This is a genomic window from Aminobacterium sp., from assembly GCF_034926885.1.
Lineage (GTDB): Bacteria > Synergistota > Synergistia > Synergistales > Aminobacteriaceae > Aminobacterium.
Window position 1 is genome coordinate 85,772 of record NZ_JAYFQR010000020.1, and the last position, 25,194, is coordinate 110,965.

Consider the following 25,194-nt stretch of genomic DNA (forward strand, 5'->3'; position numbering starts at 1 on the left):
GGAGCTGGCTGTTTTGTCTATCCCATTGAGAGATGTAACGCTCAAGCTTGGGAAAAAGGAATATAACTTAAAGACAGCCTTAGATGAGGAAACGTATGAACGCGTTCTTTCTCTTTTGAAAGAAGCTGCGAATACAGTTGGTCAGGAGATAGCCCAGGAGCATTTATTGCTCCTGGTCAGTCTTCATCTAGCGTACTGTCTTGACCACGCGGGGAAGTCGTTAGAACATATTTTGAAAGAGTATAACAATCAGGGAGAACGTGAAGACTCATGACACTTGCTTTAGGAGTAGATGTAACAATTGCCTTGGTCCTTGCATTCCTTTTTTTGCGTGGTCTTTTTAGAGGTCTCTCGGGAGAAGTATTTTCTTTAGGCGGCATTGTAGGAGGAGCGTATCTAGCTTGGCGTTTCGGACCTACTTTGACGAGTTGGTATTTATCGAGATGGTCTGGATCTGCATCTGTAATTCTTATCATTTCTATGGTCCTTCTTTTTGTTCTGGTCGTAGTAATAGCATCTGTTGTTTGTCGTATTGTTCAAGCTTTTTTGCGTTGGACATCTCTTTCTTTTATAGATAGAGTTCTTGGTGGGGCCGCTGGCATTCTGAAGGGGGCTGTTCTTGTACTTTTCCTTTATGCTTTGCTATCAGCATTTTCGTCTTTTGCATCTCCATCCCCGCAATGGATGCAAGAGAGCATAGCTATGAAAACGGCCTCATTGGCATGGCCCTATGTCAATTCAATTTTCCATACCGTTGAAGGAGTCAATTTGATCAATGAGAGTACGTAAAGAAGTTTGGAACCTTTTAGAGATTGATAAAGTCCTTTCTCTTTTTGCGAAACGTATACGAAGTGATTTAGGCTTAACGGCATTGGAAGAGGTTAGTCCATGTGATACATTAGAATCTCTTCGTAACCGACAGGGCTTATTTCTGGCATATTGTGATTACGTTGATAGGTATGGAGATTTCCCTTGGAATCAAAATGTAGTAAGTGTTGCAGTGCAAATTCAGTCAGCCCGTAAAACAGCTCTTCTCTCCGGGCGAGAGCTGGTCGCTTTGCGAACCCTTATTATTTTGGGTAATAAAATAAAAGATAGCTTGAATAAAGCAAGAGAAGAATACGCTCCCTTTTTGCTTTTATTAAAAAAAATAAGGGATTTTTCTGAAGAAATAGAGTTCCTTTCTGTTCTCGACGAAGACGGCAATTTATATGATTCTGCCTCTCCCATTTTATTTCGAATTAGAAAGAGCGAAGATGCTGTGCGCCAATCAATTCGATTGAGAGCGCAGGGTCTTTTTTCAAATGCAAGACTTAGTTCAATGTTGCAGGAACGGTTACTTTCCTATCGTCAGAATAGATTTACAGTACTTGTACGACAAGACTCTGCGTCCCGATTTCCAGGGACAGTTGTCGATAGATCTGGTTCTGGTAATTCAGTTTATATGGAGCCACGAAGTCTTGCTGAACTCAACAGTAGACTGTTGCTCTTACTCCAAGATGAAGAAGAAGAAAAGCGAAGAATTCTTTCTGAAATAACACAAAAAATACTAACGCGCGAAAGAGCCATATCAGATGTTGAGTGGGTTATTGGCCAAATTGACTTGTTTTACGCCTTAAAAGATATTGTGGATCAACAAAAGTGGGTTTTGCCTGAAATAAGTGGCAAGCCTCTTTTCGCCTTTTGCGATTTAGTACACCCTCTTCTTGGTGAAAAAGGTGTTCCGTTGACATTAAATTGTGGGCAAAGTTTTAGAGTTCTTGTAATAACGGGGCCTAACACTGGGGGCAAAACAGTTGCCCTTAAAACTGTCGGTGTAGGTGTGATTCTTGCTTGGTGCGGATTTCCAGTTCCGGCCCATGAAGGATCTGTTGTTGGGGTATTAGATAACGTTTTTGCTGATATTGGTGATGAACAGAGTATTGAGCAAAATTTATCAACATTCAGCGCTCATTTAAAAAATATTATTCATATTCTTTCAGAAGCGACATCATCCTCTCTCGTTCTTCTCGATGAGCTAGGAGCTGGCACAGATCCACAGGAAGGTGCCGCATTAGGAGTAGCGTTACTGGATAGTTTACGAGAGAAGAAATGTATCACTTTGGCTACTACGCATCATAATCCTATTAAAAGCTATGCACTAACAACCCCAAATGTAGAAACAGCAAGTATGGAGTTTGATGCAGAGACTCTTGCTCCAACATATCGCCTTCTCATGGGGATTCCTGGGCGGAGCAATGCCCTTTTTATAGCAGAGCGTTATGGAATGCCTGATGAGATTTTGAGAAAGGCTAGAAGGACGTTAGAAGAGCAGGAAGTTTCGGTAGAAGAGGTTATTGCGGATCTTCAGGAAAGAAACGCCCAGCTTGATCTTGAACGAAAGAACTTGGAGATGCAACGCCAAGAAATAGAGGCCTTCAAAAAGGACTACTCTGAAAGAGAAAGAAAATTAGAAGAACGGGTAGAGAAAACCTTGACGAGTGCAGAACAGAAAGCTGCTTCTATACTTTCTTCTGCAGAAGAAGAATCTCGAAAAATGCTTCGAGAACTTGATGATTTGTCACGATCAGTGGTTCAACGAGATTTACATCATAAAAGAGAAAAATTACGTGAAAAAAGAAAAGAACTTGAAGAGAAAGAAGAGAAACGTTCTATGGGGAAAGCTACAACAGCAAAACGAAATTTAAGTGTAGGAGATACAGTTTCTATTCAAGGAACATCTATAACAGGTATAGTTTTATCTATAAAAGGGAATAAGGCTGAAGTACAGGCAGGAGCTCTTCGAATGGATGTTCCACTTGCCTCCCTCTCTCTCTCTTCTAAAAAGGTTCGTGACGCTGTACCTGATACTCCCATAATTTCATCAAAAAGGCCAGAAAATGTTCCTTTATCGATGATGATTAGAGGAATGACAATAGATGAAGCAATGCCTTTGGTCGAAAGATATCTTGATAGAGCTATGCGTGCAGGTTATCAGAGTGTTGAAATTATACATGGGCGTGGAGAGGGTATTCTTCGTAGAGAGGTCCATCAGCTTTGTGACAATTTAAGCTATGTAGAAAGTTACCGCCTTGGTGGCCCTGGCGAAGGTGGTTATGGAGTTACGATTGTAACTTTTAAAAAGTAGAAAAAGAAAGGAGCCCTTGGGTGTGAGATTGGGGCTTCCTTTTTGATTCTTCTTTACAGAATGATTTTTGATTTAAATTTAAGTATAGATTTATGAATTGCACTCGTTTACAACGATAAAATTTTCTCTAACTGCCCCCAATTCTTTACTATAATAATACGCTTCTCGAAAGATAAAATGCCTTCCATTTCCATATTTTTTAATTCTCTCGAAAGAGATGTCCTAGAAACATTCATATATTCTGCCCAGTCTTTTTGGGAAAAAGGAAGGATGACTATGTCGGAGTGAGCATTCTTACAAAGATGTTTCTTGTAATGTATTAAAAATTCTGCGATTTTTTTTTGAATGGAAATAAGAGAAAGGGTACCAATTTTATGTTCTAAAATTAAATTGGAATTAGATAATATTTCTAGAAAATTCAACATAAGAATTTTGTCAGAAGAGAAACAGACTGAAAGTTCACATTTAGGTAAAAAGAGAACTTTACACAGAGAACTTGCAATAACAGTGTGCGGATAGAGTTCTAATTTTGAAAAGATAGCGTGCTCTCCAATTAAATCGGAACTTCTTTTTTTTTGAATAACAATCATTTTCCCATTGGGGAAAATTTTTTGAACATCTACCGTTCCCAGTAAAACAATTCCTAACTTATCTGAAAATTGTATAGGAGAAATAATAGTCTCCCCCTTCTCAAAGGAGTCAATTTTGTGGTTGACCTTTGACAGGAATAACTCTATTTCACTTTTTTTCTTATTCTTAAATAAAGCGCATTTTTGAAGTAATGGTAGAAGTTTATTCATAGAAAATATTCACTCCAGAAAAGTATCTGCAGATAATGAAACATAAAAAACACTTTAGTACAATTTTGTAAAAACGTAAATAGAAATAAACTCAATAGACTTTTAAATAGAAAGGGGCGTTTATAGTGGAGAAAGAGAAAAAGCATAGGAGTGAACATTATGAAAGGAAACCTAGTAGTTTTTTTATGCATGACCCGCATCTTATTTTTGAAGAACTTGACTTAAAAGAGGGAGATTCTTTTCTTGATTTAGGTTGTGGAACTGGTGATTACACCCTTTGGGCGGCTAATAAAGTTGGATTGTCAGGCACTGTATATGCACTCGATATTCAAGAAAGGTTGATTAAAGATCTAGTAAGAGAAGCTTCCATTCAAAAAATAACGAATATTTCGGCTATAGTTTCTGACATTTGCCGTTCTTTACCAATTTCTGATGATAGTATAGATGTAGTTTTTATTGCCACTGTCCTCCATTCGTTGAACTTGGAATCAGTCGGAGAAAATATCTTTAATGAAATTTCCCGTGTTTTGAAACAGAATGGTCATTTAGCTATTATTGAATGTAAAAAGGAAAACACCCTTTGGGGGCCGCCTGTAGTTATGCGTAAATCTTCAGAAGAAATAGAAACACTAGTAGCGCCCTTTGGTTTCAAAAAGATTAGTTATAAAGATCTAGGATATAATTACATGATCCAATTTTCTCTAAGAGCTTAACATCCTCTATAAGAGGATGTACTGTTTTCCTAGGGGATATTTTGAGTAGTTTTTATTTATTCTTTATAATAGAATAGTCCGTGTTGAAACGTCCAAGACAGGAGGGCGTTAACCCACATCGCAACTAGTTTCTAGTTGCAGTAAACCCCGGTACGTGGTAATATTTTCGACGTTTGAGAAGTGCCTGTAGCTCAGCGGATAGAGCGTTGGCCTCCGGAGCCAAAGGTCTGGGGTTCGAATCCCCGCAGGCACGCCATTTAGAAAATATAAGCCGGGTTGCGTGAATAAGCAGCCCGGCATTTTTTGTGTAAATTATCTTTAGCAAAGGACTTGATTAATATGAAACTTTTTGCCTTCTCCGCACTTTCCGTACTTGTTCTTTTTTTAGCTCTTGGCACATTTGTTGCTCGTAAAATAAAAGGCACCAGTGATTATGCTGTTGCTGGACGTAAAGCCGGTATAACAGGTGTCACGGGAGTTATTATGGGTGCCCTTGTTGGAGGGGCATCAACCGTAGGTACAGCTCAGATGGCATATCAATATGGGTTATCGGCTTGGTGGTTTACCCTTGGAGGAGGCATTGGTTGCCTAATCTTAGGTATTGGTTTTGCAGCTACTTTACGAAATTCGGGAGTGGTGACAATTCCAGAGTTTTTAAAGAGAAATTATGGCAGCGGTGTGAGTATGGTTTCCATGATCGCTTCTTCTCTGGGAACATATATATCGGTAGTTGCACAATTTCTTTCTGGCGTTGCATTACTTCAGACAATTTTCCCCCTTTCCTCCATTCAGGCTTCGATGGGTATCGCATGTCTTGTCCTTGGTTTTTTATATCTCGGAGGTTTAAAAAGTTATAGTGTTATCGGGAAAGCCAAAATAGCGATGCTTTTTCTGGCATTAGGAGCTTCTGTGCTACTTGGACTTGGAAAGGGCATGACTCCACTGGCTTTATACCATACTCTTTCTGTGACGCCTTTTTTTGATCTATTCGGAACAGGTGTAGCAAAAGGGTTTGGGGCCTTTTTTTCTATGATTGTAGGAGTTTTTTGCACTCAAATATATATACAAGGTATTTTTGCAGCATCTAGTCCAGCTACGGCTCGGAAAGGTGCTTTATTGGCGGGAATTCTTATTCCACCTCTCGGATTAATGGGAGTTTATGTGGGATTATTTATGCGAACTACGGGAATAGCTATATCTCCTTCGCAAGCTCTTCCGATGTTCATCCGATTATATTTTCCCCCTTTGGTTGGGGGATTTTTTTGGGCAGGAATTCTTATTACAGTTATAGGCGCAGCAGCTGGATTATCCTTTGGAATTGCTACCAATATTGTGCAAGATTTGTTTAAATTTTTACCGTTTTTTTCTACTAAAATGGACGAGAGAAGAACGCTCCTGGCAAGCAGAGTAGCTGTTCTTGTTATAGTTGTGAGTGCTGCGTATATAGGGGTTCTTTTCAGTGGAGATATGATTTTGCAGTGGAGCTATTTGAGTATGAGTTTAAGAGGCGCGGGAACATTTTTCCCCCTTATTGTTGCTCTACTATTTCCATCCAGGCTTTCTCCTTTTTGGGCTCTAGGAGCAGCTGTTGCTGGTCTTGCCGCTGTTCTTCTTGCACCTGCCATTATTCCATCTGTTCAGCCTCTTTTTGTTGGTCTTATCTTTTCAGCAGGATTCACTCTTTTCGGACTTTTGTATAGGAGGTGAGTTTTTGTGGAAAATAAAATAGTTATTAAGGAAATAGTTAAAATTTCAGGGAAAAAAGCCGTTATTGTAACAGATCCTAATCCGTTTCACCCGGCAGGAGGAGGGCAACCTGGAGATACGGGGATCCTCAAGTCAGCTGATTTTTATGCGGATGTTACAGATTGCCAAACAGAGAATGGCAAAAATTTCCTCTATATAAAAGTTAATAAGGGGGAACTCGTTGAAGAGTTAGTTGTCGAGGCAGAAGTCAACTTAGAGCGACAGTGGCTTTTATCTAGAATGCATTCGGGAGAGCACGTCCTTTCAAAAATATTGGAGAACTCTCATCCTGGTCTTCATATTTATAAAGTGGCCGTAGAAACAGATTCGACAACTGTATATCTACATTATCCGAACGAATTAACATGGGAGATTCTTTTTCATGCAGAAGAAGAAGGGAATAAGGTTATAGAGGCTGACCTTCCCGTGTCTGTTTGCGTAAAGTCCTATGAAGAAGCGCGTGAAATTAAGGGGTTAAAGGCGAATTGGGATCGAATAGGAGAAAATGACGCTGTTAGAATCGTCAGTATTCCAGATTTTGATATCATTGCCTGTTCAGGAACCCACGTATACCGAACTTCGGAAATAGGTGGAGTTCATGTTGAGGGATTTAAGGGAAGATATCCTGAATGGGAATTTCGATTTACTGTACATAGAAATCAGAAATTAAAAGAAGAGAGTTATGCAATTAGAAAACTGTTACGAGAGATAGGATGCCCCATAGAAAAGTTAGAATCTGTTTTTAAACGGCTACAACAAGAAAACAAAACTCTGTTAAAAGGTATAGACTCTTTACGTGAGTTCGTTGCTTTCCCATGGGAAGAGGCAGCTGTAAAAGAATTTCCCTTATTCTTTTATCACGGTGCTAACATTCCAGTGGAAGTGGCTTCTGCATCGGTAAGTCGTAAAATTAAAGAAATGGACACATCCCTTTGTCTTTTTATTACATCTGCAGATGGAGGTTCTCAATTTTTCCTTGGTGCTGGGGAGAGTGTTTCTCTTGATGTTGCAGCTTTTGTGAGAAATAATAAGATTCTTGGGATTAGGGGTGGAGGAAGGAAAGATTGGGTAAGTGGCAGAACCCAAAAAGATAATCTGGATTTATGGGTAAAGGAGCTTCAGCTTTATTTCGAAGCTTGAAATATAAAATAAAAAAACTGGAGCTTTTCATAAAGCTCCAGTTTTTTATTGTCTATTCTTTTCTTAGAACTTAGGGATAGTCATTCCCTTTTCTTTATAAAATCGTGCTGCACCGTTATGAAGAGGTACAGAGACACCATCAAGAGCTGTTTCAAGAGTAATAAGTTGAGCTTTAGCATGGATTGGGCGAAGTTCTTCAATGTTATCCCAAAGAGCTTTTGTCATGCGATAAACGAGATCTTCTGGAAGATCTGCATCGCAGACAAGAAGGGCCATTACGGCAGGGGTCTTAACGTCACGGTCTACTCCCTGATATGTCCCTGCGGGAATAACACTCTTTACAAAATATGGGTACTCTGTAACAAGTTTATTAAGGAAATCGTCATTGAACTCAACGAGGTCGACATCATGCATTGTTGCGAGATCCATAATGGAAGAAGTTGGATATCCCGCTACGACAAAACCGACATCAAGCTGGCCGTCTTTAAAACGCTGAGTCGTATTGTTGAAGTCGAGGAAGTCTGTTTTCATATCGCTGTACTTAATATTAGCTGCGTTAAGTATTGCGGAAACATCGCCCTGTACTCCGGAACCTGGTGCACCAACAGAAACTCTCTTACCTTTAATATCCATAATGTCGTTTACTCCGTGCCCTTTAAGGGTAATACAATGGACGTGTTCTGGGTAAAGAGAAGCCATTACTCGAATGTTGTCATAGGCGCCTTTTTTGAAAGGGCCCATTCCTTTTGCGGCCCAATAAGTGATATCGTTTTGCGCGAAAACCATTTCAATCTGGTGGGTTCCGAGAAGGTTGATATTTGCGACAGAGGCATTTCCCGTTTCTGATGTTACCTGTACATCTTCAAGATGCCGAGTCAAAATGTCAGCAATACCGCCGCCTAGAGGATAGTAGGTACCACCAGTACCACCAGTAGCGATAGAAACGAATGTCTTTGCAGAGGCGGCTCCGGCAAAGACAGCGAACAAAAGACACAACACAGTTGCGAAAACCATTGTTTTCTTCATCATATTTCCCATTCCCCCTCAAAAAGTTTTTTGGCTCCTTTTTGAAACGATATTCTCTTTAGAAATAAGGAAAAATTCTTACGGGGCACCCCCTTTCCAGATTATATTTCATATTAGTATAAAGCTCTTTTGGAAGAGTATCAAGAATAGTAAGGTTTTTCAAGATTTTTTCGAGAATTATTAAGACGACTTAAACAGAAGTCTGGTTTTTCATTAAATATGCTATAGTAAAATGAGTATCTGAGAGGGGAGATGTCCTAAGATGCTGTGGAAAAAAATATTTAACAACCAGGAGGAACTTCTTATGGCGGAGGGGGTCGCGGAGGAAGAAGAAAAAGTGGATGATGACATTGAAACTTTACGCGGAGGTATTGATCTTGAGCTCACCATTCAGGTTCATTTGAATGACGAGAATCAAGTGGGTCGTGCAGCCTTGCTTTTGGCGTCTACAACTACATCAGATGCAGAAAATGCACTTAAACGCGAGTTAGCACAATATGGTTGGAGATCTGTAGCAACAGAAGTCGGGGGGCTTGCCGGAGATCTTCCTCAAAAGGTAACCCGTGCTCTTGTCGGTGCGTCTTTGAATGCTGGTGTAGTTGATAAAACAAGAAATGAAATGCATGCTCTAATGCATGCTGCAGTAGAGGCTCTTGAAGGTTTTTTGACTGTAGGGATGCTTGAAGCAAGTGTAGGTGCTAAAATAGCAATAGTTCGCAATGAACGTTGGATTGCCGTTGCAGTTATGGGGGATACTGCTTATCATGCAGTGGCGCATCACGAGAGGTGCGGTCTTGGCGTTATGCATATCTAAATATTTGCTTGCATGTCTTTATTTCATATGGTAAAGTGCATATTTGTTCAGTAAAGAAATGTCTTTTGGAGGTGCAACATAGATGAAAAAAGGGATACATCCCGATTATAAAGAATGTGTTGTAACGTGTGCGTGTGGCAATACGTTTACTACCCGTTCTACTTCTTCTGAAATCCGCGTGGGTGTTTGTTCTGAGTGCCACCCTTTTTACACAGGTAAGAAGGGAAGTAGGGTGGCAAGTGAAGCTGGTCGCCTTGAGAAATTCCGTAAAAAGTACGAAGGAATCAATTACGGACAGCGCGACACAGAAGGCGAAGAGTAAGAAGGGGAGCGAGGCTCCCCTTTTTTACATGTTCTTTAGTTATGGATAGGAGCTGATGCGTTCGTGAAATGTCATGTAACGTTGTTGGGGTATACTCCAGATCCTGACAGAATTGTGGCTGCTGCAGCCCGTCTTTGTTATAGTGATATTCCAGCGGGATCGATAATGAAAGAGCAAGATTCCTCTTCTGTAGAATCGTTACTTTTACACCTGCGAAAAAGTGGACATAACTCTCCTTTTGAACATGCGTCTTTCACATTTTCTCTTGATGGAATGAGCAGGGTTACTAGTCATCAGCTCGTGCGTCATCGAATTGCGAGTTATAGTCAGAGAAGCCAACGTTATGTATCCATGACACAACCAGATGTAGTTGTGCCGCCAACGATAGCTGCTGACAAAGAGGCTGAACAAATGTTTCTTGATCAGGTAAGGGCCTCCCACTGTACCTACCTTGATCTCGTTAAACGGGGAATTCCCAAGGAAGACGCTCGATATATTTTGCCTCATGGATGGACAACGAGTCTTGTAATGACTATGAACGCGAGAGAACTTCATCATTTCTTTGCTTTAAGGCTTTGTCGACGGGCCCAATGGGAAATACAGGATGTTGCTCGTGGAATGCTCCGGGAAGTTCAAAAAGTAGCCCCTGTTATTTTTAATCTTGCAGGTCCTTCCTGTGTTGTGAATGGTAAATGTAACGAAGCCCGTCCTTGCGGACATCCCTTTCACTCCATGGAGGAACTTCTCAAGGAGGAGTAATTTTGAGTTCTGAAAATAAACGTATGCCTGTGGGAGGACAAGCCGTTATAGAGGGTGTTTTAATGCGTGGTCCTCAAAGATGGGGGCTTGCCGTACGCCAACAGGATGGCGAAATATACAAGGAACATTGGGATGCTGTCTTACGATCTGCCTCCTTTTGGTGGAAATGTCCGATAATCCGCGGTCTTATCACCATGTTTGAAATGTTGAAAATTGGAATACGGGCTTTGAATCGTTCTGCCCAATTGGCCTTGGGCGAGGAAGAAGCAATTACGCCATTAGAGTTTGCTGGGTCTGTAGCCGTCGCTCTTATTGCTGTCGTAGGCGTTTTTGTGGCTCTCCCTGTTTGGCTTGCACAACAGGGAGGGGATTTTTGGAATCTTTCTGCTTTTTCTAAGAATATATTAGAGGGATTGCTGCGAGGAGCTTTCTTTGTTGTCTACGTTGCAGGAATTGGCTTGTGGAAAGACATAAGGCAAGTTTTTCGGTATCATGGAGCAGAGCATAAGACTATTAATGCTTTTGAAGCTGGAGCAGACATGACCCCAGAGCAGGTTTTAACCTACTCTCGAATCCATCCTCGTTGTGGTACATCTTTCCTCTTGATTGTTGTCATAGTGAGCATTATAGTTTTTTCTGTTGCAGGGCACGGTGGTTTATTGTGGAAAATAATGATGAGAGTATTGCTGCTCCCATTGGTTATAGGGTTATCGTATGAAGTCATACGGGCAGCATCGTCTATAAAAAAGTTGGGAACAATTATACTTTGGCCTGCTTTATCTTTTCAATATCTAACGACAAGAGAACCTAGTGTAGAGCAGATAGAAGTTGCAATAGCTGCTCTTGAAGAAGCGTTAGGTAGGCCTTTGTCTGATTATTCCGGAGGTGAAGAATTGAATGAATCTAGAGAGTAAACTTGACGAAATAGAACAGTCGTTTGTCGATTTAGAAAAGAAAATGTCTGACTTGGCTATTGCCAGTAATCCTAAGGAAATGCAGAAACTTGCAAAAAGGCACTCACGAATAGAGGCTACAGTAGCAAAATATAGAGAATATAAAAAAATAAAGAACGATATTGATGAAGCAAAATCCCTTTTCCATTCTGGGGATGAAGAGATGCAGGAACTTGCACGAGAAGAGGTTAAAGAGAAAGAGCCTCTCTTGGAGGAGATTCGTAAAGAACTTCATGTTCTGTTATTGCCTGTTGATCCGAATGATGAAAAAAGTGTCATTATGGAGATACGTGGCGGAGCGGGAGGAGAAGAAGCTGCTCTCTTTGGTGCTGACCTGTATCGTATGTACAGTCGTTTTTGTGAACGAGAGGGATGGAAAATAGAAGTCATTCAATCAAACGAAACGGGGATTGGCGGTTTGAAAGAAATTGTCTTTAAAATCGATGGGAATGGTGCTTTCAGTAAATTGAAATTTGAAAGTGGAGTCCATCGTGTTCAGCGAGTTCCCGTAACAGAAGCTGGTGGTCGTATCCATACTTCAACAGCGACAGTGGCAGTTTTGCCAGAGGTAGAAGCTGTTGATGTGGAGATTCGCTCTGAAGACTTGAAAATAGATACATATCGTTCAAGCGGAGCCGGGGGGCAGCATGTTAATATGACAGATTCTGCTGTTCGAATTACACACCTTCCCACAGGTATTGTTGTAACATGCCAAGATGAGAGATCGCAGATAAAGAATAGAGCTAAAGCCATGATGTATCTTCGAGCGAAGCTCTATGATCTTGAGAGTGGAAAGAAAGCAGAAGAACTGGCGGAAGAACGCCGAGGGCAAATTGGCTCTGGTGACCGCTCAGAACGCATTAGGACATATAATTACCCGCAAAACAGAATTACAGATCATCGGATAGGGGTAACCCTTTACAAACTTGATCAATATCTTGATGGTGATTTATACGAGATGATCGATGCCATAACAATGGCAGACCAGACTGAAAGATTACAAAAATTAGAGAGGGTATAGACAATACATAATCAAGAATTGCTTTACCAGACTAGACAGAATGTGGCAACGCGCTTAAGAGATGCAGGCATAGAAGGAGCAGAAAACGAAGCCGAATGGTTGTTATGTTCTCTGAAAGGCATAGCTCGTTCTCAGCTTTGGCTTAATCTTTGGAGGACATCTCTCTCTGAAGAAGAAATATTCTGTCTGGAAAAAATGGTGGAAAGACGTATAAAAAGAGAACCTTTGCAGTATATAATAGGGTACGAGAGCTTTTGGGGAAGGGATTTTTCCGTTGGTCAAGGTTGTCTTGTCCCTCGTCCAGAGACAGAGCTTCTAGTGGAAGAAGCTCTTCGATATTTTAGTGGAGGTACCTTTCTGGATTGGGGAACTGGCAGTGGTTGTATTGCATCCACTCTTCTATTAGAAAGGCCTTTGGCGAATGGTATTGCTGTAGATGCCTCTCCTAAAGCCTTAAAATGGGCGTGGAAGAATTTAAAAAAATATGGTTTATTGCAACGTTGTCTTTTGTGGCATTCCCGTGATATAGAGGATGTTCCTGTGCCAGAAAAGAGCTTAGGACTTGTAATTAGCAATCCTCCGTATATTCCTACATCTGCAATTAAGGGGCTTATGGACGAAGTTGCTTTATATGAACCTCAAATAGCTCTTGATGGAGGGCATGATGGATTGTTTTTTTATAAGAAGCTCATGGAAAAAAGTCCTCTATGGCTTTCTTCTGGTGGACATTTAGTTATGGAAATGGGAGATGACGACCAAGCACGTTATTTGGCTGCATACGAAACGATAGCGTTGCGTTTTGTACGGCTGGTTAAAGATTTGCAAGGATTTTATCGCATAGGCGTTTGGTGTCGTGTATAATGACGCAAGTGATCTATTAAGATCAAATATATATTATTCCGTTTTTGGATAGAGTTACAACGAACGAGGAGGAGATGTTGGAATGGAAAAGAGAGAGCTCGTGATCATCGGAGCTGGGCCCGCTGGTCTAACCTCGGCTATTTATGGTCGTAGGGCTGGACTTGACGTACTTCTTATTGAAAAAGGAGTAGCCGGTGGTCAGATTAATATTACTGCCGAAATTGAAAACTGGCCTGGTGTAGCACATGCTTCCGGTCAGGAATTAGGAGTAATGTTTAGAGAGCATGCAGAGAAATTCAATACTGAATTTCGTGATGCAGATGTTCAGAAAATCGAGGTTCGTGATGGTAGCAAAATAGTCGTCACAGACAAAGGCGAAATCGAAGCAGAGGCGATTATTCTTGCGACAGGAGCTTACTTTAGAAGACTTGGTTGTGAAGGTGAAGCCGAGCACATTGGTGGTGGCGTGAGCTATTGTGCTGTTTGTGACGGAGCCTTTTTTGAAGATCAGGAGATAGCAGTTGTCGGTGGTGGAAACACAGCCGTAGAAGAAGCATGCTATCTTACCAACTTTGCTTCTAAAGTATCTATCATTCACCGTAGAGATGCTTTCAGAGCTGATAGAGCTGCTACGGAAAGAACTCTTTCCAACCCTAAAATCGTTCCTATTTGGAATAGCGTAGTAGAAAAAATCGAAGGCGACGGGATGGTTGAGAACCTTGTATTGAAAAATGTAAAAACGGGCGAAATTTCCAACCTTCCTGTAGCAGGTGTGTTCATTTTTGTTGGACAGGCTCCACATGATGAATGTATCCGTGGCCTTGTAGATGCTAAAAAAGGCGGATGGATCGTCACTAATGAGGATATGGAAACATCCGTGGAAGGCATTTTTGCCGCAGGAGACGTACGCGACAAACATCTTCGTCAGGTTGTAACTGCTGCTGGTGATGGTGCTGTTGCAGCAATGTCTGCATCTGCCTATATTAACGAGCAGGTACATCTTCGTTCTACACTCTTAGATCCAGAGCGAGTTGTGGCTTTCTTCTATTCCAGCATCGTTGAATCTCAGGTTCAGCTTTCTAACGCTGTTGAAGAAATGAGCAAAGAGACGGGGCAGAAGGTTGCCATTATTGATGGTTATCGTAACGCTCGCATGGTTGAAAAGCTTAAATTGGGTGAGATGCCTGTCGTTGTAGAGCTTAAAAAAGGTGAAATTGTTTCTAAGAAGACTATATCTTCTGCATCAGAGCTTTCTGAGTTTCTTAAATAGTAAAATAAAACTTAATTGAGGGAAGGTGGGGTATCCCACCTTTCCTTTTATCTCATAGGGGGGAGCTTGATGATTGTCACGGTTACATTAAATCCCGCTGTCGATGAGGAGTTTGTCGTTCCGGAATTTCGGCCGGGTGGCTGGTTCCGTTCCAGAAATGCCATCCGAACCCCCGGCGGGAAGGGCATTAACGTCTCTATGATGCTGTCTCAATTGGGATATGAGTCGGCCGCTATGGGATTTCTCGCTGGTTTTAATGGAGCTTATATTCGTGACGTTCTGCGCAGAGAGAGAATTACTACAAATTTCGTTCATGTCAAAGGTGAGACACGCACTAATGTCTATATAATAGACGAAACAGGTCATGTTGAGACAGGGCTTTCAGAACCTGGCCCGTATGTTTCTGAAGAGGCTTACGACCGCTTTCTTCGTAACTATCAAAGAATGTTGCAACGTACACGATTACTCGTCTTAGGTGGATCTCTACCTCCTGGAGTGCCTCAGGATATTTATGGGGAATTGATCCGAATGGCAAAAGAGCATAATATCCCTACAATTGTTGACGCTGCGGGGCTACCTCTTCAATCTGCGTTGGAAGCTGGGCCTACAATCGCTAAAATTGACCATCGTTTTATGTCGCGTGTTTCCGGTATATCGTTAACTTCTCTCGATAATATTATTAAGGTCGTTTCAAAGTTGCACGATCAAGGGGTTGAATGGGCTATCACTTCCTATCATGTATACGGTGATGTGTTTTTCACTCCTAAGGGAATCTATCTTGCTCTTGCTGATCGACGTTCAGTCGTTTCTTTATTTGCAACGGCCGATGCTCTTATAACAGGGCTCATTGTCGGTGCGGAAGAAGGAATGGATGTAGAAGATCGAATTCGTTTTGCAATGGCATGTGCATGGGAAGACGCAATGCACGTAGAAAAAGGTTTTTCAAGCCGAGATGCCATTGAAGCTCTTATGCCTCGCGTACAGCTAGAGCGTTTTGATTAAAGGAGGCATCTAATTATGCGAATTGGAGATCTTATGGATAAGGATTTGACCTCAATAACAGAAAATACCACATTGAAAGAGGCCATAGAGATTCTTTCTCAGCATAATTTGACGGGATTACCTGTTGTTGATGAGTTAGGCGCTCTTGTTGGATTTATCAGTGAAAAGGATATTATTCAAGCTTCATTGCCTGGCTACTGCGATTATTTGGTAGGGGCGGCATTTATTCCAGATTTCGATCAATTGTCAGAAAAGCTCAGGAAAAAAGGACAAGAACCAGTAGGGAAGTATATGACGCGTGAAGTTATATATTTTTCTGAAGATGATTCTGACCTTCATGTTGCGCTCTCTTTAATTCAAAAAGGGTTGAAAATGGCTCCTGTTGTAGGTAAAGACGGTGTATTTATCGGAATTGTAAGTAGGGCACATTTGATCGAACATATAATGTGTGAAGAAAAAGAAAATTAAATATAAATATATTCCCCTTGGTAGCCGAGAACTATATGATAGGGGGGATTTGGATCAATGGTTTTAGGGAATAGTCAAAATGATCAGGTAAATAAGTATATAACTACGCAAATACAGACGGCATCAAAAGAACAGCTTCTTCTCATAACCTATGATATAGGTATTAAAAAATGCAGATTAGCTGAACGATCTCTCTTGAATAAAGATTTAGAGCAAGCAAATGAAAATATTCTCAAAGCCCAAAATGTGGTTCGAGAGCTTATGATTACTCTGAATATGGAGGCAGGAGGGGATGTTGCATCTAGCCTAATGGCTCTTTATGACTATATTTACCGCCAGCTTGTTGAAGCTAATGTTCAAAAGAGTCCAGACCTTGTTGCACAGGCACGGGGTATGCTTGAAGAGTTGCGCACTACTTGGGAAGAAGCCATTGAGAAATTAGCCGAAGAGCGGAGTAAAGCCGTTGGGGTGACTGAAAACGAAATGAGTTCTGGGGTGACAGGTGGGGGTTTTAATGTTGCAGGATAACCTTGAGTCTAAGATCAGGGATCTCTTGTCTTCTGAAATAGCTCTTTATACTGAACTTGAACATTATGTAGACGATGAACTCGAGTGTGTTAACAATAAAGATATGGAAAAATTGCTAGAAGTATTGCAGCAAAAACAAGGCGTTATTTCACGTCAAGAGCTTCTCCAGGAAGAGTGGGGCCAAATAGCGATGAAATTTGGTCTTGTTGAAGGGCGCGATGGCCCTTTATTTTGGTCGGCTGTGGAACAACATGTCGAGTCTCAAGGGTTTTATTCCCTTTCTAAAATAGTAAATGAGATAAAAGAACAGGTTACAGCTCTTTTGACCAAAGAAGAGCATGTGCAGGCGCTGCTTGAACAACATATTTCTGAATTACGAGAACAAATGGCTCAACTTAATAAGGGGAAGACCGCTTTTAAAGGATATATGAAGTCTGGGGGAGTTTTATAAGGACGGTTTGTATGAAAAAAAAATGTAATATCGGAATTTTGATCTCGCTGTTTTTTTTCTGCTTTTGTTTAGTAGCGCAAGCAGAAGACACTGTGCAGCGAGAAATACGTATTGGGAAAAAGGTTTCTGAAGAAGTAGAGCAGCATTGGGAGCGAATTTCAGATCCTGTGCAGATAGCTCATCTTTCCATGATCTGTGAAAAATTAAAACCACAAATGACTCGTTCTCTTCCCTTTGAGATACGTATTATACGAGAGGAAGCTGTAAATGCTTTCAGTTTGCCGGGGGGCATTATCTATATGACGACTGGCATTCTTAATTTCCTCCATAGCGATGCAGAACTTGCTGCTATTATTTCTCATGAAATGATCCACGCTGACCGAGGACATGTTGTAAAACAAATAGCCCGTTCCCAACGGATATCAGTTATTTCCCTGGCACTTATTATTGCTAGTGGGGGACAGGCTGCCCCAATGATTTTAACAAATATGGCACAGATAGCTATTACAAATTCCTATAGTAAAGACTTGGAAAGAGAAGCTGATGTTGAGGGGCTTTTTGCTCTTGAAGAGGCTGGTTATCCACCTGCGGCTATGTTAACGGTTATGGAAGGTCTTGCAGCAGAACAGCTTCGTCATCCTTACGTTGACCCAGGTATTTTTATGGATCACCCCTATGTGGAAGAGCGTGTTGATTATCTAACACGGATTATTAAGGAAAAAGGATGGCCTCTTGAACGAAAAAAAGCTTTACGTTTGTTGGTGATTCGTATAGAGCCAAAAGACGCATCCCTTGTTATGTATGTTGATGATGCTCCGGTTTGGGAAGGACCAAACAGTAGCGATGTAGCAGCTTTATTCTCTTCTGTTAAAGATAAATTAGATAGAGCCTATCAGATGGAATTACCACCTTATGAAATTGAAGTTGTAGAAATAGATCAAGTGCGTGCTTTGCGAGTCGGATCAACTCTTATTGTAAAGGAGCCTTTGCCTGCTGCTGTTGATTCTTTGGCGTCTTTGAGACAAACTTTAGTAGATAGCTTGCTTCAGGCAAAAACGACTCACCCTATAGCAGATTATCTCAATTAATTTAATGAGCGTTCCCTCGTTTCCCAACAATTAAAGATGTTAGAATATCATAAGAAACTTTTTAATGCCCTCAAAGGGGGATTTTGTTGATGACAGTGTCTCTTTATCGTCGATATCGACCTGCTCAATTTAGTCAGGTTATAGCTCAGGAGGCTGCCGTACAGGTTATTACGAAGGCTCTTGAAGATAATAGGGTAAGTCATGCCTATTTGTTTTCAGGACCGCGCGGCTGTGGAAAAACAACGTTAGCCCGTCTTTTAGCCAAAGCTTTAAATTGCGTTGGTGATAAAGATGGTGTTGAACCATGTAATAAGTGTGTTAATTGCACGGCTATAAATAGAGGCGAAAGTTTGGATGTTATTGAAATAGATGGTGCTTCAAATAATAGTGTAGACGAGGTTCGCGAACTTAAGTCTCACGTATCGCTATCACCTTTTGCTTCTTTATACAAAGTGTACATCATAGACGAGGTACATATGCTTTCTATTTCAGCCTTTAACGCTCTACTTAAAACATTGGAGGAGCCTCCTTCCCACGTTATATTTATTTTGGCAACAACGGAACCTCACAAGGTACCAGTAACAATCCGATCTCGTTGTCAACATATACCTTTTAGGAAAATAGACGCTCTGAGTATTGTTACATGTTTAAAAGATATCATTCAGAAAGAAAATAGAGAGGCAGAGGAAGATGCCCTATGGGAAATTGCCAGACAGGCAGATGGAGCAATGCGTGATGCCCAGTCTCTCTTGGAGCAGGTTATGGCTCTGGCTGGAAAACGATTGGAAATAGAGGATGTTAATCGTCTTTTAGGAGGGGGAAGTCGTCCAGAGCTTGAACGATGGGTTGCATCTGTTCGCTCAGCAGATATGTCTATCTTTACTGAATTACAAAACATGTTTAGACGAGGAGCTTCTCCTCAAAAAGTTGTAGAAGATCTTTTCGTTATTTTTCGAGATCTTTGGATAACGAAATCTTGGGGAAAAGATTCAGTTTCTCTATTGGAAGGTTCTTCTTCCGAGAAGAATTTTTTGCTTCAGGAGTCTCCTTTTTGGAAATCCCATCATCTATTATCGCTCATGGATTTTTGTGCGAAAATACTTCCTCACGTGCGTATGGGGATGAAAACAGACGTTCTTTCTGGCCTTTTTTTGAATAAGTTAATCGAAGATGAAATTTTGACTCAACATAGTGATAATGTAGAAAAAAAGACTTCGAAAAAAAAGCTAGAAGTAGTTGCAGAGCCCAAAGTGATCGAAGTGTTTCAGGAGCCTCAAGAGCCTCAAGAGCCAAGTAAGCCAAAAGAATCTTATGTGCAGAGCGTCACCTTGAAAGAAAAATGGGAAGAACTTTTAACATCATTTATTCATGGTGACATCCATATGTATAGTGCCCTACTTTACGCCTCTGTTTCTTTTGAAAATGGACTGCTCACATTGGAATTTCCAGAATACTGTAAGTATTCCTTAGAGCTTCTTTCGGTAGAAAGAAATGCTTTCATTTTGCAACAGAAAATAGAGGAAGTTTTCAATGAAAAGCTAACTCTTCAGTACATATGTAATGATAAAACTTTAGAATATGATTTTTCATCATCGAAAAAAATTTCTGAATCTGAAGAGGCTGTTTTTGAAATTCAAGACGAACCAACGAAGGTTTTGCCTTTTGATGACATCCCCTCAGCGAAGCCGGGAAAATCTGCATCTAAAACAGAAAATGAACAGGAAGAAGATCAAGAGCAAGAACAGGAACAGGAACAAGCAGTTTTTTCAGGTCTTGTTGATGCGGTACTTCGCTGGGGAGGCGGAGAAGTGCTTCTCCATAAGAAAGAAAATGTAGAAGAAATAGATGGGGGAATCACAGAAGAATGACTCGTCCTTTTGTTCATTTACACGTTCACAGTGAATATAGTTTGCTTGATGGCGCTATACGTTGTGGAGAGCTTGCTGAAAAAGTTGCGTCGTGGGGAATGCCAGCGGTGGCTCTCACTGACCATGGGGCAATGTATGGTGCTATAGAATTCTATGATAAATGTTTAACTGCAGGAATTAAACCGATTATAGGTTGCGAAGTGTATGTTGATCCCGATGGGCACACTTCAAGGGAAAAGAAGGGCAAAAATTTTCATTTACTTCTTCTTGCTGAAAACCAGCAGGGCTACCACAACTTAATAAAGCTTGTTTCTATTGCGAATACAGAAGGATTTTATTACAAGCCGAGAATTGACCACGATCTTCTCGCTCGATATAGCGAGGGAATTATTGCGTCATCTGCGTGCCTTGCAGGAGAGATTCCTTCTTTAATCTTGCAAGGGAAAGAGGAAGAAGCATTAGCTCGCGCCCAAATGTATAGAGATATTATGGGTAAGGATAACTTTTTTCTTGAAATAATGTACAACTCAATTCCGGAACAAGCTATTGTTAACAAGGCAATTGTTAAGATGGCAAGAGCAAATGATTTTAATCTCATAGCTACAAATGATGCGCATTACCTGAACGAAGAAGACTACAATTGGCATGAAATCCTGTTGTGTGTACAGACAGGAACAACTATGAACGATCCAGATAGAATGTCTTTTTCATGTAATGATTTTTACCTTCGTTCTCCTGAAGAAATGGATCATTTACTCGGAACAGAATTACCGGATGCTCTTGACAACACGGTAGCTATAGCAGAGCGTTGTTCGATTAAATTTGATTTGGGAACGCGAGATTATAAATTACCACGTTTTGATCTCCCTGAAGGAGAGACTCTTGAAACAAACCTTGAAAAGCAAGCATGGGCAGGTCTTAAACGACGTCTGGGAAGCGAAAATATTCCAGATGATTATGCTAAACGTCTTTCTTACGAGCTTTCGGTCATCAAAAAAATGGGGTTTGCCGGTTATTTCCTCATCGTTTCCAGCATTATTCAGGCGGCAAAGGGGCTTCATATTCCCATTGGGCCAGGTCGAGGCTCTGCTGCAGGCTCTCTTGTTGCCTATAGTCTCCGTATTACGGAATTGGATCCTTTAAAATACAATCTTCTTTTTGAACGTTTTCTTAATCCTGAACGTATAAGTATGCCCGATATTGATACGGACGTTTCCGACAAAGGACGAGAGGAATTATTACAATATATAGCTCAAAAATATGGTGTAGATAGAGTTTCTCAGATCATAACTTTTGACCGAATGAAAAGTAAGGCGGCCATAAGAGATGTAGGTCGTGCGTTGGGGATGCCTTATGGTGATGTCGACGTCGTTGCCAAACTTATTCCAGAGGGTGTTAAGTCGATTCCAGAAGCATTGGAACAGAGTGAAGACCTTAGTAGTCTAGAGACTAAAGACCTAGCGGTCAAACGGCTTTTGGATAGTGCTTCGAAGATAGAAGGAATTGCTCGCCATTGTTCTCAACATGCGGCTGGAGTTGTTATCACACCAATGCCCATAACAGATCTGGTGCCTGTTCGCAGAATCGGAGAAAATCAGATTGTTACACAGTATCCTATGGAACCTGTTGAAAAACTTGGTCTTGTCAAGATGGACTTCCTGGGGCTTAAAACACTTTCAGTACTTGAGGAAGCTCTTTCTAATATTGAAATCAATGGGGAAAAAGCTCCTGACCTTAATAGTATTCCTTTGGATGATGAGGCAACATATACAATGTTGCAGAAAGGGGATACTCTTGGTGTATTCCAGCTTGAATCTACTGGAATGAGGCAATTACTTAGAAAAATTAGACCAGATTGTTTTGAAGACTTAATCGCCATTCTGGCTCTTTATCGTCCCGGGCCGTTAGGAAGTGGAATGGTAGATCAGTATATTGAACGTAAGCATGGGCGTGAACCTGTCGTATATCTCCATCCAGAATTGTCTGAAGTGCTAAAAGAAACCTATGGAGTTATTCTCTATCAGGAGCAGGTTATGCAATGCGCTGCGCGTCTTGCTGGATATTCTCTTGGAGAAGCCGATTTGCTGAGACGAGCTATGGGTAAGAAAAAAGTGGAAGTTATGCAACAACAGCGAAAGAAGTTTGCTGAGGGCTGTGCACAGCATAATGTTCCAGCTCAGAAAGCTGAAGAGATTTTTGATATTATTCAGGAATTTGCAGGGTATGGTTTTAATAAATCACATAGTGCTGCATATGCTCTGATTAGTTATCAGACGGCTTATCTTAAGGCTAATTTCCAGTCGGAATTTATGGCCGCATATTTAACAAGTCAGATAGGTTCAAAAAAAGATGTAATGGCACGATATGTGCGAGAAGTCAGAAATTCTGGTATTGAAGTGCTTCCTCCAGATGTTAATTCTTCCATGGAGTCTTTCACAGCTGTAAAAGATGTTGTACGTTTTGGTTTAGGTGCAGTGTCCAAGGCTGGGCATGGTGCTGTGGAAGCCATTATAAAAGCTAGAGAATGCGGGGGGCCCTTCATCTCCCTTTGGAATTTCTTGTGCCGTGTAGATTTAAGGGTTGTAAATAAATCAGTTATCGAAAATCTTATAAAAGCAGGGGCTTTTGATGGCTTAACGACAAATAGATGTCAACTAGTAACAGCGCTTCCTGATTTTATAGCCCTGGCTCAGAAGAAAAGCGAGGAAAAAAACCAATGTTCTCTTTTGTCGCTTCTTGATGGAGATGGGGAAGAGGGGGATCTTGAACCAGAACTTCCTGATATCGATGATTATAATATTTATGAACGTCTTGATTTCGAAAAAGATGTTGTAGGTTTGTATATCAGCGGTCATCCCTTTGCTCAACATGAAGATGAAGTTGGTCGTTATTGTACGTGTCGTATTTCAGACCTCAAATATTGGAAGAGTAAAAATATGCCTCCGCAAATTGGAGGTATGGTGCTTTCTGCAAAGGAGAAATACACGAAACGAGGAGACCCAATGGGGATTCTTGAGGTTGAAGATGCAGAGTCAAAAGTGGAGGTTATTTGTTTCCCGAAAACATGGTCATCTGTAAAGGAACAAGTAGAACCTGGGCAAATTTGTGTAGTCAGGGGCACTTTAGATGATAGAGGCTCTGGAAATATTATTGCCAGGGAGATTGTCTCTTTTCAGTCTCTTCAAGAGAGAAATTTTCCGTATGTGAAAATTGTACTTGACGGAACTTTATTACCGCAAGAATGTGTGAAAAACTTTATTCGTTCTCTCAAAGATTTTCCTGGCCGATCTCAGGTGTTATTAGAGATTCGAAACGGGATAGGCAGTGTTACTATTCTTCTGGCAGGCATAAAAGTAGATGGTCCTACTATAAAGATGAAAGGACTATCCTCTGTGATTCCAGAGGAATCTTACGAAATCTGCTGTTGATGTAATGAATAAACGTAATCCATATTTGATAGACGGAAGGGGTCAGAAATAATGAAGAAAGTGAAAATAGTTTGCACGATTGGCCCGGCATGTTCAACTTTTGAGATGCTCTGTTCTATGGCAGAGGAAGGAATGAATGTAGCTCGTTTTAATTTTAGTCATGGTTCTTATGAGGAACATAAGGCTCGTCTTGACCTCGTTCGAGAAGTCGAAAGAAAAATGGGATCTCCTATTGCCACTCTTCTTGATACAAAGGGGCCAGAAATTAGAACTGGAACGTTACAGGAAGGCGCTGTTTTTTTGAAAAAAGGACAAGATTTCGTTTTAACAACACGAGATGTTGTTGGTAATGATAAAGAAGTTTTTGTTAATTATGCTAACTTACCAATAGAAAGCAGCGTGGATCAAGATATTTATATTGACGATGGAACTCTTCACCTCAAAGTTACAGAAATTAGTGAGAATGATGTACATTGCACAGTTATCGTTGGTGGAGAACTAGGAGAGCGAAAAGGAGTCAATATACCGGGAGCTTCCATTTCCCTTCCAGCTCTTTCGGAAAAAGATCGTTCTGATATCTGTTGGGGTTTGAAAAATGACATGGAGTATATCGCCGTTTCTTTTGTCAAAAATCAAAAAGACATCATGGATGTTAGAAAAGTAATCGAAGAAGCTGGCGGAACTATGAAAATTATAGCGAAAATAGAGACACGACAAGCTGTCGATGGTATAGATGAAATTCTAGATGTAGTTGATGGGGTGATGATTGCCCGTGGAGACTTGGGTGTCGAAATTCCCACGGAGGAGGTTCCTCTAGTACAAAAAGAGATTATAGATCTTTGTCGTTCTAAGGGGAAAGCTGTTATAGTTGCGACCCAGATGCTAGACTCTATGATTAGAAATCCCCGTCCTACACGAGCAGAAGCAAGTGACGTTGCAAATGCTGTTCTTGATGGAGCTGATGCCGTAATGCTTTCGGGAGAAACGGCGAAAGGAACGTATCCTCTCAGGTCTGTAGAAACGATGCGCCGCATAGTGGAGAGAGTTGAGAAGGATATAGAGCTTTGGCAACATCCCCTTCATAGAAAGCAGTTAAGTACGGGAGTGCCAGATGCAGTAAGCGGAGCTTCTGTTGAAGTCGCGCGAGAAATGGGTGCTGCTGCAATTATCTCCCTTACTCGAAGTGGCAGTACAGCCCAAATGATTAGCAAGCATCGTCCCCCATGTAAGATTATTGGAGCCACTCCTGTCTTGAGAACATGGCGAGAATTGGCTTTATATTGGGGAGTAGAACCTCTTAGAGTTGAAAATATTTCCAATCAGGAACAGGCCATTGATAATGTCTTTTCATTATGTTTGGAAAACAAGCTTTTGAAGGAAGGGGATATAGTTGTTGTTACGGCAGGTGTCCCTATGGGTATTCCAGGAACAACTAATATGTTGCAAGTTCATACAGTGGGTCGAATTTTAGTCAAAGGCCTTTCTCTTTTGAAAAAAGAAGCTTTTGGTGTAGTGAAAAAGGCGAATACGCCAGAAGAGGCTCTTGAGAAAATGGAAAGAGGCAACATTTTAGTCGTTTCCCAGACAGATAAAGATTTTGTTCCTGCTATGAGAAAAGCTGCAGCTATTATTACAGAACATGGTGGATTGACGTGTCACGCGGCTATAGTTGCTTTAGAATTGGGAATACCATGTGTTGTTAGTGCAAGCAATGCACTTTCAGTTCTTGAAGACGGGATGATGGTTACGGTCGATGGATTCCGTGGTGTTGTCTATGCAGGAAGCGTTCGTCTTAGAGCATGAGGAGCT

General features: G+C 41.0%; 23 protein-coding genes and 1 tRNA gene. 22 read left to right on the forward strand and 2 right to left on the reverse strand.

Annotated features, from left to right (window positions below; all coding sequences use genetic code 11):
- Nucleotides 1–13: 13 nt before the first annotated feature.
- From VB083_RS09425 to VB083_RS09435, 3 genes are read left to right on the forward strand one after another with little or no spacing between them, the layout of a single operon-like run.
- Nucleotides 14–274 carry a hypothetical protein gene (locus tag VB083_RS09425; protein ID WP_213692169.1) on the forward strand — a complete coding sequence of 87 codons (261 nt, stop codon included), beginning with the start codon at nt 14–16 and terminating at the stop codon, nt 272–274.
- Nucleotides 271–789, forward strand: a complete 519-nt coding sequence (locus VB083_RS09430) for a CvpA family protein (RefSeq protein WP_213692170.1) — start codon at nt 271–273, stop codon at nt 787–789. Before VB083_RS09425 ends, VB083_RS09430 begins: the two co-directional genes overlap by 4 nt.
- Nucleotides 776–3,127 carry an endonuclease MutS2 gene (locus tag VB083_RS09435; RefSeq protein WP_213692171.1) on the forward strand — a complete coding sequence of 784 codons (2,352 nt, stop codon included), beginning with the start codon at nt 776–778 and terminating at the stop codon, nt 3,125–3,127. Before VB083_RS09430 ends, VB083_RS09435 begins: the two co-directional genes overlap by 14 nt.
- Nucleotides 3,128–3,234: 107 nt before the next feature.
- Here VB083_RS09435 and VB083_RS09440 read toward each other — a convergent pair whose 3' ends face one another.
- Nucleotides 3,235–3,927 carry a Crp/Fnr family transcriptional regulator gene (locus VB083_RS09440; RefSeq protein WP_323401998.1) on the reverse strand — a complete coding sequence of 231 codons (693 nt, stop codon included), beginning with the start codon at nt 3,925–3,927 and terminating at the stop codon, nt 3,235–3,237.
- Between the two features lie 125 nt (nt 3,928–4,052).
- Here VB083_RS09440 and VB083_RS09445 point away from each other — a divergent pair, with 125 nt between their 5' ends.
- The 4 genes from VB083_RS09445 to VB083_RS09460 all read left to right on the forward strand — a co-directional run bounded on the left by VB083_RS09445 (nt 4,053) and on the right by VB083_RS09460 (nt 7,526).
- On the forward strand, nt 4,053–4,640 hold the full coding sequence (locus VB083_RS09445; protein ID WP_213692173.1) for a class I SAM-dependent methyltransferase: 588 nt from the start codon (nt 4,053–4,055) through the stop codon (nt 4,638–4,640).
- A gap of 180 nt (nt 4,641–4,820) precedes the next feature.
- Nucleotides 4,821–4,896 (forward strand) — tRNA-Arg (locus VB083_RS09450).
- Between the two features lie 83 nt (nt 4,897–4,979).
- Nucleotides 4,980–6,347 (forward strand): sodium:solute symporter family protein, encoded by a 1,368-nt coding sequence (locus tag VB083_RS09455; RefSeq protein ID WP_213692174.1) that lies wholly within the window; start codon nt 4,980–4,982, stop codon nt 6,345–6,347.
- Between the two features lie 6 nt (nt 6,348–6,353).
- Entirely contained in the window at nt 6,354–7,526 is a 1,173-nt protein-coding gene (locus VB083_RS09460) for an alanine--tRNA ligase-related protein (RefSeq protein ID WP_213692175.1), read from the forward strand.
- Nucleotides 7,527–7,589: 63 nt separating this feature from the next.
- Here the strand turns inward: VB083_RS09460 and VB083_RS09465 are convergent, their stop codons facing one another.
- Nucleotides 7,590–8,555, reverse strand: coding sequence for a TAXI family TRAP transporter solute-binding subunit (locus VB083_RS09465; RefSeq protein WP_213692176.1), 966 nt, complete (start codon nt 8,553–8,555; stop codon nt 7,590–7,592).
- Between the two features lie 301 nt (nt 8,556–8,856).
- Between VB083_RS09465 and VB083_RS09470 the strand changes: the two genes are divergently transcribed.
- The 15 genes from VB083_RS09470 (at nt 8,857) to pyk (ending at nt 25,188) form a co-directional block, all read left to right on the forward strand.
- Nucleotides 8,857–9,366, forward strand: coding sequence for a HutP family protein (locus VB083_RS09470; RefSeq protein ID WP_307879470.1), 510 nt, complete (start codon nt 8,857–8,859; stop codon nt 9,364–9,366).
- Between the two features lie 82 nt (nt 9,367–9,448).
- Complete coding sequence (gene rpmE, locus VB083_RS09475) at nt 9,449–9,688, forward strand: 50S ribosomal protein L31 (RefSeq protein WP_213692178.1); 240 nt, start codon at nt 9,449–9,451, stop codon at nt 9,686–9,688.
- 63 nt (nt 9,689–9,751) lie between these two features.
- Entirely contained in the window at nt 9,752–10,447 is a 696-nt protein-coding gene (gene thyX, locus VB083_RS09480) for an FAD-dependent thymidylate synthase (RefSeq protein ID WP_213692179.1), read from the forward strand.
- Between the two features lie 2 nt (nt 10,448–10,449).
- Entirely contained in the window at nt 10,450–11,361 is a 912-nt protein-coding gene (locus VB083_RS09485) for a DUF1385 domain-containing protein (protein ID WP_307879469.1), read from the forward strand.
- Nucleotides 11,345–12,421, forward strand: a complete 1,077-nt coding sequence (gene prfA / locus VB083_RS09490; RefSeq protein WP_213692180.1) for a peptide chain release factor 1 — start codon at nt 11,345–11,347, stop codon at nt 12,419–12,421. Before VB083_RS09485 ends, prfA begins: the two co-directional genes overlap by 17 nt.
- Nucleotides 12,422–12,463: 42 nt before the next feature.
- Nucleotides 12,464–13,282 (forward strand): peptide chain release factor N(5)-glutamine methyltransferase, encoded by an 819-nt coding sequence (gene prmC, locus VB083_RS09495; protein WP_213692181.1) that lies wholly within the window; start codon nt 12,464–12,466, stop codon nt 13,280–13,282.
- Between the two features lie 82 nt (nt 13,283–13,364).
- Nucleotides 13,365–14,552, forward strand: coding sequence for a thioredoxin-disulfide reductase (gene trxB, locus VB083_RS09500; RefSeq protein WP_213692182.1), 1,188 nt, complete (start codon nt 13,365–13,367; stop codon nt 14,550–14,552).
- A 69-nt stretch (nt 14,553–14,621) separates the two neighbouring features.
- The gene (locus VB083_RS09505; RefSeq protein ID WP_213692183.1) at nt 14,622–15,554 is read left to right on the forward strand and encodes a 1-phosphofructokinase family hexose kinase; all 933 of its coding nucleotides are present in this window, start codon (nt 14,622–14,624) and stop codon (nt 15,552–15,554) included.
- A 15-nt stretch (nt 15,555–15,569) separates the two neighbouring features.
- The gene (locus VB083_RS09510) at nt 15,570–16,022 is read left to right on the forward strand and encodes an HPP family protein (RefSeq protein ID WP_213695653.1); all 453 of its coding nucleotides are present in this window, start codon (nt 15,570–15,572) and stop codon (nt 16,020–16,022) included.
- A 57-nt stretch (nt 16,023–16,079) separates the two neighbouring features.
- Nucleotides 16,080–16,550, forward strand: a complete 471-nt coding sequence (fliS, locus tag VB083_RS09515) for a flagellar export chaperone FliS (RefSeq protein ID WP_307879467.1) — start codon at nt 16,080–16,082, stop codon at nt 16,548–16,550.
- A complete protein-coding gene (flgN, locus tag VB083_RS09520; RefSeq protein WP_213690668.1) occupies nt 16,537–17,001 on the forward strand; it encodes a flagellar export chaperone FlgN in 465 nt (154 codons plus the stop codon). Before fliS ends, flgN begins: the two co-directional genes overlap by 14 nt.
- Nucleotides 17,002–17,012: 11 nt before the next feature.
- Complete coding sequence (locus VB083_RS09525; protein ID WP_213690669.1) at nt 17,013–18,089, forward strand: M48 family metalloprotease; 1,077 nt, start codon at nt 17,013–17,015, stop codon at nt 18,087–18,089.
- An 89-nt stretch (nt 18,090–18,178) separates the two neighbouring features.
- Nucleotides 18,179–19,957, forward strand: a complete 1,779-nt coding sequence (dnaX, locus tag VB083_RS09530) for a DNA polymerase III subunit gamma/tau (protein ID WP_323401999.1) — start codon at nt 18,179–18,181, stop codon at nt 19,955–19,957.
- Nucleotides 19,954–23,385, forward strand: coding sequence for a DNA polymerase III subunit alpha (dnaE, locus tag VB083_RS09535; RefSeq protein ID WP_213690671.1), 3,432 nt, complete (start codon nt 19,954–19,956; stop codon nt 23,383–23,385). Before dnaX ends, dnaE begins: the two co-directional genes overlap by 4 nt.
- 51 nt (nt 23,386–23,436) lie before the next feature.
- A complete protein-coding gene (pyk, locus tag VB083_RS09540) occupies nt 23,437–25,188 on the forward strand; it encodes a pyruvate kinase (RefSeq protein ID WP_213690672.1) in 1,752 nt (583 codons plus the stop codon).
- Nucleotides 25,189–25,194 lie beyond the last annotated feature (6 nt).

What these genes read in the sequence shown, in the direction of transcription:
- VB083_RS09430 (WP_213692170.1), top strand. Translation starts at nt 271, where the DNA reads ATGACACTTGCTTTAGGAGTAGATGTAACAATTGCCTTGGTCCTTGCA.
- VB083_RS09435 (WP_213692171.1), top strand. Translation starts at nt 776, where the DNA reads ATGAGAGTACGTAAAGAAGTTTGGAACCTTTTAGAGATTGATAAAGTC.
- VB083_RS09440 (WP_323401998.1), bottom strand. Translation starts at nt 3,927, where the DNA reads ATGAATAAACTTCTACCATTACTTCAAAAATGCGCTTTATTTAAGAAT.
- VB083_RS09455 (WP_213692174.1), top strand. Translation starts at nt 4,980, where the DNA reads ATGAAACTTTTTGCCTTCTCCGCACTTTCCGTACTTGTTCTTTTTTTA.
- VB083_RS09465 (WP_213692176.1), bottom strand. Translation starts at nt 8,555, where the DNA reads ATGATGAAGAAAACAATGGTTTTCGCAACTGTGTTGTGTCTTTTGTTC.
- VB083_RS09470 (WP_307879470.1), top strand. Translation starts at nt 8,857, where the DNA reads ATGGCGGAGGGGGTCGCGGAGGAAGAAGAAAAAGTGGATGATGACATT.
- rpmE (WP_213692178.1), top strand. Translation starts at nt 9,449, where the DNA reads ATGAAAAAAGGGATACATCCCGATTATAAAGAATGTGTTGTAACGTGT.
- prfA (WP_213692180.1), top strand. Translation starts at nt 11,345, where the DNA reads ATGAATCTAGAGAGTAAACTTGACGAAATAGAACAGTCGTTTGTCGAT.
- trxB (WP_213692182.1), top strand. Translation starts at nt 13,365, where the DNA reads ATGGAAAAGAGAGAGCTCGTGATCATCGGAGCTGGGCCCGCTGGTCTA.
- VB083_RS09505 (WP_213692183.1), top strand. Translation starts at nt 14,622, where the DNA reads ATGATTGTCACGGTTACATTAAATCCCGCTGTCGATGAGGAGTTTGTC.
- VB083_RS09510 (WP_213695653.1), top strand. Translation starts at nt 15,570, where the DNA reads ATGCGAATTGGAGATCTTATGGATAAGGATTTGACCTCAATAACAGAA.
- fliS (WP_307879467.1), top strand. Translation starts at nt 16,080, where the DNA reads ATGGTTTTAGGGAATAGTCAAAATGATCAGGTAAATAAGTATATAACT.
- flgN (WP_213690668.1), top strand. Translation starts at nt 16,537, where the DNA reads ATGTTGCAGGATAACCTTGAGTCTAAGATCAGGGATCTCTTGTCTTCT.
- VB083_RS09525 (WP_213690669.1), top strand. Translation starts at nt 17,013, where the DNA reads ATGAAAAAAAAATGTAATATCGGAATTTTGATCTCGCTGTTTTTTTTC.
- dnaX (WP_323401999.1), top strand. Translation starts at nt 18,179, where the DNA reads ATGACAGTGTCTCTTTATCGTCGATATCGACCTGCTCAATTTAGTCAG.
- dnaE (WP_213690671.1), top strand. Translation starts at nt 19,954, where the DNA reads ATGACTCGTCCTTTTGTTCATTTACACGTTCACAGTGAATATAGTTTG.
- pyk (WP_213690672.1), top strand. Translation starts at nt 23,437, where the DNA reads ATGAAGAAAGTGAAAATAGTTTGCACGATTGGCCCGGCATGTTCAACT.